This window comes from Gordonia sp. VNK1, assembly GCF_040049135.1.
GTDB lineage: Bacteria > Actinomycetota > Actinomycetes > Mycobacteriales > Mycobacteriaceae > Gordonia > Gordonia oleivorans.
This window is the reverse complement of record NZ_JBDZDJ010000010.1, coordinates 106102-118733: the sequence shown is the minus strand read 5'-3', so window position 1 is coordinate 118733 and position 12632 is coordinate 106102. Positions and strand designations below refer to the sequence as shown.

Sequence of the window (12632 nt, the reverse complement as noted above, 5' to 3'; positions counted from 1 at the left end):
GTCGGTGTCCGCAGTTCGCCGCAGCGCGGCTGGTGCGATGAGCGATAGGACCAATCTAGGCCGTCGCGCCCGGCCATCGTGGACCGACACTCGATCCGACGCCAAGATCGTGAAAAACCACAACATCTGGGGATGGTGTGACGCACGAGGCCCCAAATCATGGGTGGCTGGTCGCCACTCATCCCAGGGCAGACCACACCGGATCACCACCGATGACGGTCGCCGCCACCCGCACGTCGCGGGGCCGCACACCGAACGGATCGTCGTCGAGCAGCACGACGTCGCCGAGCGACCCCACGGCGAGCGGCGGCGCCCCGTTGGTCGAGGAGAACAACGCCTGTCCGACGGTCAGTCGTTCGGCGGCATTCCACGCCGGCTCACCGGGTTCGGCGCGCCACACCGCGGCGTCGATGGCCAGCCACGGATCCAGGGGCGCGATCGGCGCGTCCGATCCGAGCGCGAGGGCCACCCCGGCCCGATGCATGCTCTGCAGCAGAAAGCACCGATCGGCCCGATCCGCCCAGACACGTTCGGTGACAGCGCGGTCGTCGAGGAGATGCGCGGGTTGCACGCTCGCCACCACCCCGAGGCCGGCCATCCGGACGAGGTCGTCGCGGCGCATCAACTGGGCGTGTTCGATGCTGCCATGGGCGCCGGTCACCCCGAAGGCATCGAGCGCCTCGGTGACCGCGGCGTCGCCGATGGCGTGCACCGCGACGTCGAGGCCACCCGCGGTGGCGCGCGAGAGCAATTCCCGGATCTGGGCACCGGAGAAGTTCTGCTTGCCGAATGGATGGGGTTCGGGTGCGTAGCGGTCGCAGCAGTGCGCCGTCAACGATCCCAGCGAACCGTCGGTGATCATCTTCAGCGGACCGAGAAGAACGTTGTGCGCCAACGGGTCACCGGTGCGCAGACCAGAACCGGGCAGACCGGACCCGAGGACCTCGTCGAGGGCGTCGGGGTAGAACCCGGCGCGGATGCGGGGCGCAATCATGCCGGCGGCGATCCGCTCCGGCCAGACGCGATGTGCGCCGGCGAATTCGAGGTCGGTGATCCCGACGATGCCGCGGGTCAGGGCCGCGGTCATCGCCCGCTGCACCTGATCGAACTCCGGGGTCTGCGTCGGTGCGATCTCGTCGAGGCGCGCGAACACCGCGAACCACTCGTTCTCGTCGACGAGGCCCGTGCGGTGCTCGAGGCCGCAGACCTGCAGTGATCGGCTGTTGAGCCAGCCGCTGTGGGCATCACCGGAGATCAGGATCACCGGATGCCGTCCGGACACCGCGTCGAGTGCGGTCACCGACGCCGGCTCCGACCACTGCGAAGGTCGGTGTCCGACACCGAGGATCACGCGCGAATCCTGTTGCCCGGACGACGAATCCACCTCCTCGATGTGGTGGTGCACCCGATCGATCACCGCCTGCGGTGCAGTGCAGCCGGAGACGTCGAGCCGCTCACCCCACCGCGCCCACTGGGTGACGTGCACGTGGTGATCCCAGAGTCCGGGGATCACCCACCGCCCGCCGGCATCGAGTTCGCGGGCCGACTGCCCGTGCGCGGTGACCCCGCCGATGTCGGCGACCCGGCCACCGGCGATCCTGATGTCGACGGGTTCGGTGACCGTGCCATCCTCGGACACGATCCGCGCCGAACGGATGATGAGGTCGGCGCCGGTGGGCTCGGATGACGCCTCAGGTGACATGGACGAGTTCGAGTGCGGCACCGGCGAGGTCACGGTCACCGACGACGTCCGCGTCGTCCAGGGCGCGTCGATGCCAGACGGTGAGCAGCAGATCATCGGCGGTCGCGCGGATGGCGACGTCTGCCTCCGCGGGCTCGTCGGACACATCGAATCGCTCGGCGGTCGGGCGCAGCACCCAGTGACGGTCGGTGTGGTCGTGGGCGTGCAGGTGGATCGTGCGGCCCAGCACCTCGTCGGGCACGGGGTCGCCGGCGGCGATGAAACGCGGAACGAACACCTCCAGCCACTCGTCGATGCCGTCGGCGGCGAGGTCGGCCTCGATCGGTGCCTGGGCTGCCGGCGCGGTGGCCGATTCCAGATCCCAGCGATGCACCGCCAATTCGTGGGCTTGGCGCCGATACCAGAAGGCCACGGTCCGCTCGCCGACGAAGGTCTTCGCCGGGGAGTCCGGGTCGCGTGAGATCAACGCGTCGACGAGAAGGTCGCGTCCGGCCGCGTACCAGTCGATCACCGCGGCGCCCTCGGGGACCGGGATTCCGTCGTATCCGCGGTACAGTCGCGTCTCCATCAGGCGGTCGGCGGCCCAGCGATGGACGGCGCCGACGTGTCCGAGGAGGTCGTGAACGGTCCAGCCGGGACATGTCGGCACCGGCAGGGTGAGCGATGCGGGGGTGGTGGCGGCGAGCCGATCACTCTCCAGCCGGATGGCGTCGAGCCAGCGTTCGGGTGTCATCCGTCGCAGGCTACCCTCAGCGCTGGTCGGCCACCTGGATGTGCGGCGCCAACTGACGCAGCACCGGCAGGAGATACTCGATGGGTGGCTGGAACGATTCGTCGTAGGAGTGCCGGAACCGGCGTTCTTGGCCGTTGGGATTCGTTTGATTGGTCAGGAGCACCAGTGTCTGCGTCCGGGTGGTGGTGGAGATTCCCCCGGTCCGGTCGGTGTGGAGGTCGATGACCGCCACCGCAGCGGTGATCTCCGGCCACGGCGCGAAGTTGCGTCCGAGGGTGGCGCCGTTTCGGTCGAAGGACATCTTCTCCTTGCCGCGTTTGGTGGTGACCACCAGGCGACCGGTCGACGCCAGCTGCTGCTGCACCGCCTGCTGGACCGCCGGGTCGAGAACGGTGTCCTCGACACTCACGTCCGTCCGGAACTCGACGTGCGGGGCGAGTCTTCGGACCGCCTGACGGAACTCCTCGTAATTGTGGGAGTGGTTGAAGCACAGGGTCGTTCCGTACTGCACGGGTCGACCGTTGGCGCCGCGCTCACGCGAGGTGACCACCAGCGAGGTCATCTGTCGTTTCGCCACACTGGTCTTGTGGGGATCGATCTTCGAGTACTCGCGGCCGTTGGAGACGAAATCCAGGGCCCTGACCTGATCCCAGCGCAATTGGAATCGCGGAGCCCAGATTCCGGCAGCACCGGCGGTCACCTGGGGTTTACCGATCACCGACCGGGCTCCCCAGAGCGACAGCAGGTACAGCAAGCCCAGGATGCCCCCCACGAAACCGAAGAAGAACACGCCGACCGCCGAACCCGTGGCCACGAAGATCAGTGCCAGCAGGAGCAGCACGCCGACGACCGACCCGAACACCCAGAAGGTGGTCCAACTCGGGGGCGCGGCGCCGACGACGCCCACCTCGGTCGGCACCGGCCGCGGTGCGGTTACCGGCGGGGCCGGTTGCGCGGCCTGCCCCGGCCACCCGGGTTGAGCGGGTGGGGCCGGCGCGACGGGCGGCGCGGGCCACCCCGACGCGGCCGCCGGAGCGTGCTGCGCGGGCGGCACCGGCCACCCGGACTGGACCGGCGGTACCGGCGTACTCCCCGGTGCCGGCCGCTTCCGGTAGTCGATCTTCTTCTCGGCCATCCGCACCCCCGATGTCGCGGCCTGTTACAGGGTGCCCATCACAGCATGCACGACACGCAGTTCTCAACCTCGGTGCCCTCGAGAGCCATCTGACGCAGTCGGATGTAGTACAGCGTCTTGATTCCCTTGCGCCACGCGTAGATCTGTGCCTTGTTGACGTCACGAGTGGTGGCGGTGTCCTTGAAGAACAGGGTCAGGCTCAGGCCTTGATCGACGTGCTGGGTCGCCGCGGCGTAGGTGTCGATGATCTTCTCGTAGCCGATCTCATAGGCATCCTGGTAGTACTCCAGGTTGTCGTTGTCCATGAACGGCGCCGGGTAGTAGACGCGACCGATCTTGCCTTCCTTGCGGATCTCGACCTTGGCGGCGACCGGGTGGATCGAGCTGGTCGAATGGTTGATGTAGCTGATCGATCCGGTCGGCGGCACCGCCTGCAGGTTCTGGTTGTAGATCCCGTATTCGGCGACCGATGCCTTCAGCACCCGCCAGTCATCCTGGGTCGGGATGTGGATGTCGGCCTCGGCGAACAGCTCTCGCACACGCTGCGTCGCCGGCTCCCACACCTGCTCGGTGTACTTGTCGAAGAACTCGCCTGTTGCGTACGTCGACTTCTCGAAGCCGGCGAACGCCTTGCCGCGCTCGCGGGCGATGGTGTTCGACGCCTGCAGGGCGTGGAACAGCACCGTGTAGAAGTAGATGTTCGTGAAGTCCACACCCTCCTCGGAACCGTAGAAGATCCGCTCCCGGGCGAGATAGCCGTGCAGATTCATCTGGCCGAGGCCGATCGCGTGAGAGTCGTTGTTGCCCTTCTCGATCGAGGGCACCGAGGTGATCGCCGTCTGGTCACTGACGGCGGTCAGGCCACGGATCGCGGTTTCGATGGTCGCGCCGATGTCGGGTGAATCCATCGTCTTGGCGATGTTCAGCGACCCGAGGTTGCACGAGATGTCCTTGCCCACATGGGAATAGGACAGATCGTCGTTGAACGTCGAGGGCGTGGACACCTGCAGGATCTCCGAGCACAGATTGGAGTGGGTGATCTTGCCGTCGATCGGGTTGGCCCGGTTCACCGTGTCCTCGAACATGATGTAGGGGTAGCCCGATTCGAACTGCAGCTCGGCGAGGGTCTGGAAGAATTCGCGCGCCTTGATCTTCGTCTTGCGAATCCGCTTGTCCTCCACCATCTCGTGGTAGGTGTCGGTCACGTTGACGTCGGCGAACGGCTTGCCGTAGACACGTTCGACGTCGTACGGGCTGAACAGGTACATGTCGTCGTTGTTCTTGGCGAGCTCGAAGGTGATGTCGGGGATCACCACGCCCAGGCTCAGGGTCTTGATGCGGATCTTCTCATCCGCATTCTCCCGCTTGGTGTCGAGGAAGCGGTAGATGTCGGGATGATGGGCGTGCAGGTACACCGCACCGGCACCCTGACGCGCGCCGAGCTGATTGGCGTAGGAAAAAGAATCCTCGAGCAATTTCATGATCGGAATAACGCCCGACGATTGATTCTCGATTTTCTTGATGGGCGCACCGTGCTCGCGGATATTCGACAACAAAAGGGCGACGCCACCACCGCGTTTGGACAGCTGCAATGCCGAATTGATCGACCGCCCAATGGATTCCATGTTGTCTTCGATTCGCAACAAGAAACAATTATGGACCACGGTCCCATGAATCGAATACGTGTGGGTCCCCTCGACGTGGAGGTTGTACACCTTCTCGGGAGTCTGATCGGTGTGCTTCAGCTCACGAATGCCATAGACATGGCGGCCGTGGACCACCTGATAGGTCGTCCGTAGGGCGCCCTTGCGACCGACATAGTTGTGCAGGTTCTTCCCGACGTCGAAAATGAAATCCTCGTTGGTACCCGGAGTACCGGGAACGAATGCCTGACCCGTGATGTTGCCCGCCTGGTTGACGTAGCGCCGGACGGTGGACATGATGCCGAGTCGTCGCAGAATCAACTGAACCTGGTCGACCAGTTCAGGATTCACCAGATCCACCATCATTCCACCGGTGGTTGAGCAGCCGTCGCCCCGGAAGAGCCCGATGAGCAGTCCACGTTGGAACTCCTCATCTGCGGTGAGCACATCCGCCGAAAGCCGCTTGTCACCGAAGCCGGTCCCAGCAAGGGAGAGCAGCAGCTCCGCGATCACCTTGCTGTTGCACACCATTCGGACCGAATGGTCGCTGACGCTCTCATGGACCCGCAAGTCGGTCGCGAAGACTCGCTTGAAGGCGTCCGCGAGATCGTTCTGATAGAAGAGTTCATGTGCACCCAAGGTGAAGTGCACACCGTTGGGCACGGATCTGTTCGTTGAGCGCTTGGAAACATGCCCCTCGGCCACATACCAACCGAGGATCAATCCGAGGTCATAGGACTCTTCGACATACCGATTGACCGAGTTGAACGTCTGGCTGTGACGCTGCTTGTTTCGGTGCTTCTTGTCGGAGTTGACCTTCTGGATCAGCCCATCGACTTCCTCGTATGTCCCCTCCCCCACGTACGCCATCAGGTCGTGGCGTCGCACTGGCCGCCCCTGAGAGGGTGCCGTGGTGACGATGAAGTCCGACGGATCGATGTCCTTGGCCGCGAGCCACACAAAGCCGTTGAAGATGTCGGCGCCATCGCCGCCGATGATGGTGTCTACTTCCCGCGTTGTCCAGACCAGGATCGGATGCTCCGGCGTGCAGAGGATCGGCTCCTTGTGTCCGAAGTGCGAAATCGACACCAGCGCTTGATCATTGGGGTTCTCGATCAGCTTCTCCACGGCGGCATACGTGCCGTCGTGGGAGAGCACCCGATCGCCGGGCTTGAGTGTTTCGATGGCCTGGGGGCCGTGCTCGGTATCGACCGGAGTCCCGGCCGGAAAACAACTCACGGGCTCACCGCGCTGCTTTTTTCCCGAATTCAGAAATGTCGGAGTCGCCGGCTGAAAACGGCCTTCCATGATTTCGTCGACGAGATTGCGTGCCAGCGTCGTATCACCGTCGGCCAGGGTCAACGCCACCATGCAGACGCGATCCTCGAACCGCTCGAGGTAGCGCTTGCCGTCGAAGGTCTTCAGCGTGTAGCTGGTGTAATACTTGAATGCGCCGAGGAAGGTCGGGAACCGGAACTTCTTGGCATACGCGTGCCCGAAGAGCAGCTTGACGAATTCGCGGTCGTAGCGTTCGAGGACCTCGGGCTCGTAATAGTTCTCCTCGATGAGGTAATCGAGTTTCTCGTCGAGGTCGTGGAAGAACACCGTGTTCTGGTTGACGTGCTGCAGGAAGTACTGATGCGCCGCCTCGCGGTCCTTCTCGAACTGGATACGACCGTCGGCGTCGTACAGGTTCAGCATCGCGTTGAGCGCGTGGTAGTCGAGCTCGCCCGGATCGTGTCCGGCCGGTCCCGCGTGCACGCCGGACTTGCTCGCCGAGGTGGTGGTGTCGGTGGTCACGTCGGAGACAGAAGTGGTGGGCGACACGGAGACTCTCCTGTTGGTGGGTGTCGAAACGGGTGATGGGCGTGCTGATTCGTGGACGTGCTGGCTGTTGTGATCGTGGGGTGGGGTGCGAACCCCTCACCCGCACACGATAGGCGTGGGGTCTGACACTTCCGGTTCACGCAGGTCGGCGACCATGGTGGCGCCGAATTCCGCCAGTCCCTCGCGGACGCGGGTGACGTCGTGTTCGGTCCCCATCAATTCGAATCGATAGAGGTAGGGCACCGAGCACTTGCGCGCGATGATGTCGCCGGCGAGGCAGTACTCCTCGCCGAAGTTGGTGTTGCCGGCCGCGATCACCGCACGGATGCGCGAGCGGTTGTGGGGGTTGTTGAGGAAGCGGATGACCTGCTTGGGGACGAAGCCACCGCCAACCATCGAGGAGGACTTACCGCCCCCATAGGTGGGACAGATCAACACGAACGGCTGGTCGACCTCGAAGGAACCGATCCTGCCTGCGGCGTTCCCGGCGTCTGCGGTCACGGCGTTCGGGGCGCCCCGGTCGATCAACGGGATGCGCACCGCGGGCAGCCGCAGCTTCTCGACGAAACGATGGGTGTTCTCCGACACCGAGGAGAAGTACACGATGAGCGGCGGTGTGCCGGTCGGCTGTTCCACCATCTCTCCCACCGCCTGCCGGATCGTGAACGGCCATCTGCGGCCGCTGAGGTCTTCTTCTCGAAAGTTGTGGTCCGGTTGCCTGCCACGGAATCACTCACGGGGCAGGCAACCGCGTCCACGTGCTGCGCGCGAGCCCGGCCGATCCCGACTTCCCCTCCGGATCGGCACTTGGCGATCGCGTCAGGCAGCGGCGGCGGCGAGGGCCTTGATGCGGTCCGGGCGGAAGCCCGACCAGTGGTCGTCGCCGACGACGACAACCGGTGCCTGCAGGTACCCGAGGGCCATGACGTAGTCGCGCGCCTCGTCGTCCTGACTGATGTCGACGACCTCGTACTCCAGGCCATGCTTGTCCAGGGCCTTGTAGGTCGCATTGCACTGCACGCACGCCGGCTTGGTGTAGACGGTGATTGCCATTCGCAGAACGCTCCTCGTGTCACGTGATGATCAGCAGATGCTCGTCGGTCGGGTGTGGTCACGGACCCCTCGGAGCCCGATTTCCCAGCGTGAAGATCGTGACGCAGGTCACTGCGTGTATCGAACTTCTCCTACCGCTACGGCACTCTCGCGTCTCGGTCCGGCTGGTGTTGAGAACACTACACCTAGTGCCTGACATTTCCGAGCACCACTAGAAGTTGTGAATCACATTCATGAAACTCGCTGGTCGCGGCCGGTACGCAATCTCAAATCCCGGCGTGTCCCGGGCGCGTCGGGCGTGTCGCACCCGGTGGTGATACCGACGACCGGACGCCGGCCACCGGAGACGCCGCGAGGCGCGCCCGGAGCAGATCCGGGACACGCCTCGTGGATGCCTACGAGCGACGACGTCAGACGCGTGCGGGCACCTGATCGGCCAGCACCCGCACCGCACCGACCACATCGTCGATCACCTCGGCCGGCAGCGCACCGTCGGCGAGGCCGGCGGTCGCCAAACCGAAGTCGATGTCCTCGACAACTTGCCCGCCGGCGATGCCGACGGCCTTGCGGGTGTCCTGACGCGACCAGGTCCCGGCGTAGCGGCCCAGTGCGGCCCCGATGACGCCGACCGGCTTCTCGGTCATCGCGCCCTGTCCGTAGGGACGTGACAGCCAGTCGATGGCGTTCTTCAGGACCGCCGGGATGGTGCCGTTGTACTCGGGCGTCGCGATGAGGACCGCATCGGCCGCGGCGACGTCCTCACGCAGCGCCACCACGGCCGCGTCGAGGTCACCGGCGTCGATGTCCTCGTTGTAGAACGGCAGACGGTCCAGGCCCTCGACGACGGTCACCGTCACACCGGCCGGCGGGTTGTCGGCGGCCGCCTGGGCCAGGCGACGGTTGATCGAGTCGCGGCGCAGGCTGCCCACCAGGGCGACGACGGTAACGGTCGAATCGGTCATGTTGCTCCTCCTGTGGTCAAAACAAGTTGATAGAATCAACCGGACCACGGTCCGAATATTTCGCCACGGCGTCAAGAGTTAGGTTCATCACGTGTCCGACGAGCAGAACGCGATTCCTCTGCATCTCACCGCACCGGGTGAGACCGAACGCGCCGATGCAGCCCGCAACCGCCGGCTGTTGCTGGCCGCGGCCAAGAACCTCATCGACACCCGCGGCGCGGCGGCGGTGACCATGGATGCCGTCGCCGCGGAGGCCGGTGTCGGCAAGGGCACCGTGTTCCGTCGGTTCGGCAGCCGGACCGGACTCATGCATGCCCTCCTCGATCACTCCGAATCCGAATTGCAGCAGGCGTACCTGTCCGGTCCGTCCCCGCTCGGCCCGGGCGCGCCGCCCCTCGACCGGCTGCTCGCCTACGGGCGGGCCCGGCTGAAGATGACCACCGATCACCTCGACATCCTGCTCGAGGCCGGCGCCGACAACGGCGAGTTCATGAAGCACCCGGTCTGGCGCTCGTCGACGCAACACATTCAGATCCTGTTGCGCCAGATGGGATTCGGTGATCACGTCGACGCGCTCGCGATCGCGATCCAGGCTCCCCTCGGAGCATCTGCGGTCGCCCACCTCACCGAGGTCGTCGGACTCGACCTCGCGACCATCGCCGACCAATGGGACCACTTCATCCGCACCCTCGCCGCCGGCATCGGCCCGCACTGAGACCGGGTGCGCGGGTTCCCACTCGGCGCGCACGAAACCCGCCACCGTCTTAGCCTGGGAGGGTCAGGCGAAAGGAAGTCAGCGTGAAGGCGATCATCATCGGTGCCGGTATGGGTGGGCTCAGTGCGGCCATCGCCCTGAAGAAGCTCGGCGTGGATGTCGAGGTCTACGAACAGGTCACGGAGAACAAGCCGGTCGGTGCCGCGATCTCGGTGTGGTCCAACGGTGTCCTGTGCCTCAATCACCTCGGCCTCGAGAACGAGGTCGCCGAACTCGGCGGCATCGTCGAGACGATGAGCTACGTCGACGCCCACACCGGTGAGACCATGTGCCGTTTCTCGATGCAGCCTCTCATCGACGAGGTCGGCCAGCGCCCGTATCCGGTGGCGCGGGCCGAACTGCAGCTGATGCTGATGAAGGCCTACGGCATCGACGACATCCACTTCGGCAAGAAGATGGTGTCGGTCAGCGACGGACCCGAGGCCGCCACCGTCGAATTCGCCGACGGCAGCACCGATTCGGCCGACCTGGTCATCGGGGCCGATGGTGCGAAATCACTGACACGCGAGTACGTGCTCGGCGGCCCGGTCACCCGCCGCTACGCCGGCTACGTCAACTTCAACGGTCTCGTCGCCGTCGACGACGAGATCGGCCCGGCGACGGAGTGGACCACCTACGTGGGTGACAGTCGGCGCGTTTCGGTGATGCCCATCGCCGGTGACCGCTTCTACTTCTTCTTCGACGTCCCGATGCCCGAAGGTGTTCCCTTCGAACGGGGAACGGCGCGGGAGGTCCTCGCCGAGGAGTTCGCCGACTGGGCCCCCGGGGTCCAGAAACTGATCGAGACACTCGATCCGGCGACGACCAATCGGGTCGAGATCCTCGACCTCGACCCGTTCCACACGTGGGTCAAGGGACGTGTCGCCGTGCTCGGCGATGCCGCGCACAACACGACTCCCGACATCGGTCAGGGCGGTTGCTCGGCGATGGAGGATGCCGTGGCACTGCAATTCGCCTTCGCCGAACATCCCGACGACGTTCATGCCGCGCTCGCCGAGTACGAGAAGACCCGCGCCGAGCGGGCGGGAGATCTCGTCCTGCGCGCACGGAAACGATGCGACGTCACCCACGGCAAGGATCCGGATAAGACCTCGCAGTGGTACGCCGAACTGCGAGACGAGGACGGTACCAACATCATTCGCGGTATCGTCGGCAACATCATGGGTGGTCCGGTCACGCCGGTGTGACGTGCCGGCCGGGCCGGTCGGTGCTCTGACCCGCCCGACCTCCGCCGGCTCAGTTCTCCGGTTCCGGCACGGCCCGACCCGACGGATCCGCCGCGATACCGTCATGGGCCACCAACGCATCGTGCCGCGACAGTGTCGGGCCCGCGACGAGCAGCGACGCGACGGCCCAGGGTACCGACGCCGGGGTGGTACCGAGTCCGAGCACCTGCGCGGTGGCCATGTCCGCGACGCCGAACCGGACACCCGAATCATTCAGGTAGAACAACGATTCCGTGCGGGTGCTGTCGTCTTCGTTGCCGGTCGTCTGGATGAACTCACCCGAGCCCGCGGGCAGGTACACCTCGTCGATCAGCGGCCCGGCACCGTCGGCGCCGGCCGGTGTCACCACGTCGACCCCCGCGGGCAGCGGCAGTCCACGTCCGAGGAGCAGGGAGGTCCGCGCCGTCGGGTCCGCGGAGCCGCGTGACCATACCGAACAGATCGTCGGAGCCGTCGCCGATGACACCAGATGCGGTGCGTGCGAGGGGAATTCGGTGACCGGCAGCGAATCGCTGCGGGGTGCGGCATTGACCGGGGCCGGCGACCGGGTCGGCACCTCGGCCGGGCTACCGGGATCGGCCAGCCGCAGCATCTCCGCGGTGGCCTCGCCGATCGGCTGGACGGAGTCGGTGAGCACGACGTAGTAGTCGAGATGACCGTTCACCCCGACGGTGCGGATCACCGAACCCACCGACACGTCGGGAATCGGCAGGTCCGAGGGCATTCCGGCGCCACCGATCCGCGGCACGGCCAACGGGGCCACCTCGGGCAGGGTGTTGAGGACACCGACGCCGACCAGGCGGGGCGTCACATCGGCGAGACCGAACGCCCGCGTCACGGCGGCGTCGTGCATGTCGACCTCGGCGCGTACCGGGACCGAATGCTCGCCGCGGACGACCTGGTAGACCAGAAACGTTGCCCGACCATCGGTCACCAACACCGCGTCCTGCGGTCCGGCCGGTGCGATCTGTGCTCCGGTGGCCGGCCGGTCGGCGATGACCGCCAGCCGACGGGTGGTGTCCTCACCGGTTCCGGGGTGGTCACACACACTCCACACCGACGTGTCGCGGTGCGCGCTGGCGGGCAGGGCGACCGGCGCCCCCGGGATCCCGAGCAGCGGACCCCGCGGATACGCCGACAACGCCGAGTCGGCAACCGACTTCGGTGCGCTGTCACTGCCGGTGATCAGTCGGGCCGAGGCCAGATTCAGGACCGGATGCACCTTCTCGTCGACGACGACGTACATCCCACCGCTCTGTTTGCCGACCAGGATCGATGCCTGTCCCACCGTCCCCTGTGGACGGATCAGGCCCCAGATGCCGAATCCGGCCAGCGCCAACACCGTCAGCACGGTGCCGAGCGCAAGTGCCCGCACGGAGGAGCGCATGGGATCGTGCAGCATCCGGGCGTCGCGCCGGACCAGGGCGTGCTCCAGCCGACTGAGCAGGAAACGATAACCGTTGACCTGCGCCTTGGTCGTCAATTGCCGCGCCATCGACCCCCACCCCCCGATCCACACACCACGCCGATACCTGATCAGACGCATCCCGAGCCCGATCGGTTCCCGTCGACGGGC

Annotated in this window: 9 protein-coding genes and 1 pseudogene; 2 read left to right on the top strand and 8 right to left on the bottom strand. The window is 65.7% G+C overall.

What is annotated here, in order from left to right; genetic code table 11:
• Nucleotides 1–178 precede the first annotated feature (178 nt).
• The 7 genes and pseudogenes from ABLE94_RS14500 to ABLE94_RS14470 form a co-directional block, all read right to left on the bottom strand.
• Entirely contained in the window at nucleotides 179–1702 is a 1524-nt protein-coding gene (locus tag ABLE94_RS14500) for an amidohydrolase (protein ID WP_348809090.1), read from the bottom strand.
• On the bottom strand, nucleotides 1692–2435 hold the full coding sequence (locus tag ABLE94_RS14495) for a maleylpyruvate isomerase family mycothiol-dependent enzyme (RefSeq protein ID WP_348807549.1): 744 nt from the start codon (nucleotides 2433–2435) through the stop codon (nucleotides 1692–1694). Before ABLE94_RS14495 ends, ABLE94_RS14500 begins: the two co-directional genes overlap by 11 nt.
• Before the next feature lie 16 nt (nucleotides 2436–2451).
• Entirely contained in the window at nucleotides 2452–3570 is a 1119-nt protein-coding gene (locus tag ABLE94_RS14490) for a hypothetical protein (protein ID WP_348809089.1), read from the bottom strand.
• Nucleotides 3571–3608: 38 nt separating this feature from the next.
• Nucleotides 3609–6950, bottom strand: a pseudogene (gene nrdE, locus ABLE94_RS14485) (class 1b ribonucleoside-diphosphate reductase subunit alpha); the annotation flags it as partial.
• Nucleotides 6951–7136: 186 nt separating this feature from the next.
• Nucleotides 7137–7679, bottom strand: a complete 543-nt coding sequence (gene nrdI, locus ABLE94_RS14480) for a class Ib ribonucleoside-diphosphate reductase assembly flavoprotein NrdI (protein ID WP_348807552.1) — start codon at nucleotides 7677–7679, stop codon at nucleotides 7137–7139.
• A 180-nt stretch (nucleotides 7680–7859) separates the two neighbouring features.
• Nucleotides 7860–8093 carry a glutaredoxin-like protein NrdH gene (nrdH, locus tag ABLE94_RS14475; RefSeq protein WP_348807553.1) on the bottom strand — a complete coding sequence of 78 codons (234 nt, stop codon included), beginning with the start codon at nucleotides 8091–8093 and terminating at the stop codon, nucleotides 7860–7862.
• Between the two features lie 410 nt (nucleotides 8094–8503).
• Nucleotides 8504–9055: an NAD(P)H-dependent oxidoreductase gene (locus ABLE94_RS14470; protein ID WP_348807554.1), complete on the bottom strand. Its 552-nt coding sequence runs from the start codon at nucleotides 9053–9055 to the stop codon at nucleotides 8504–8506.
• A 91-nt stretch (nucleotides 9056–9146) separates the two neighbouring features.
• On the opposite strand from ABLE94_RS14470, the gene ABLE94_RS14465 reads away from it, so the two are divergent.
• The gene (locus ABLE94_RS14465; protein ID WP_348807555.1) at nucleotides 9147–9770 is read left to right on the top strand and encodes a TetR/AcrR family transcriptional regulator; all 624 of its coding nucleotides are present in this window, start codon (nucleotides 9147–9149) and stop codon (nucleotides 9768–9770) included.
• Nucleotides 9771–9853: 83 nt separating this feature from the next.
• A complete protein-coding gene (gene hpxO / locus ABLE94_RS14460; protein ID WP_348807255.1) occupies nucleotides 9854–11017 on the top strand; it encodes an FAD-dependent urate hydroxylase HpxO in 1164 nt (387 codons plus the stop codon).
• A 49-nt stretch (nucleotides 11018–11066) separates the two neighbouring features.
• Here the strand turns inward: hpxO and eccB are convergent, their stop codons facing one another.
• Entirely contained in the window at nucleotides 11067–12551 is a 1485-nt protein-coding gene (gene eccB, locus ABLE94_RS14455; RefSeq protein ID WP_348809088.1) for a type VII secretion protein EccB, read from the bottom strand.
• Between the last annotated feature and the right edge of the window lie 81 nt (nucleotides 12552–12632).

Excerpts from the sequence above, each read along its gene's own strand:
- ABLE94_RS14500 (WP_348809090.1), bottom strand. The coding sequence starts at position 1,702 with ATGTCACCTGAGGCGTCATCCGAGCCCACCGGCGCCGACCTCATCATC.
- ABLE94_RS14495 (WP_348807549.1), bottom strand. The coding sequence starts at position 2,435 with ATGACACCCGAACGCTGGCTCGACGCCATCCGGCTGGAGAGTGATCGG.
- ABLE94_RS14490 (WP_348809089.1), bottom strand. The coding sequence starts at position 3,570 with ATGGCCGAGAAGAAGATCGACTACCGGAAGCGGCCGGCACCGGGGAGT.
- nrdI (WP_348807552.1), bottom strand. The coding sequence starts at position 7,679 with ATGGTGGAACAGCCGACCGGCACACCGCCGCTCATCGTGTACTTCTCC.
- nrdH (WP_348807553.1), bottom strand. The coding sequence starts at position 8,093 with ATGGCAATCACCGTCTACACCAAGCCGGCGTGCGTGCAGTGCAATGCG.
- ABLE94_RS14470 (WP_348807554.1), bottom strand. The coding sequence starts at position 9,055 with ATGACCGATTCGACCGTTACCGTCGTCGCCCTGGTGGGCAGCCTGCGC.
- eccB (WP_348809088.1), bottom strand. The coding sequence starts at position 12,551 with ATGGCGCGGCAATTGACGACCAAGGCGCAGGTCAACGGTTATCGTTTC.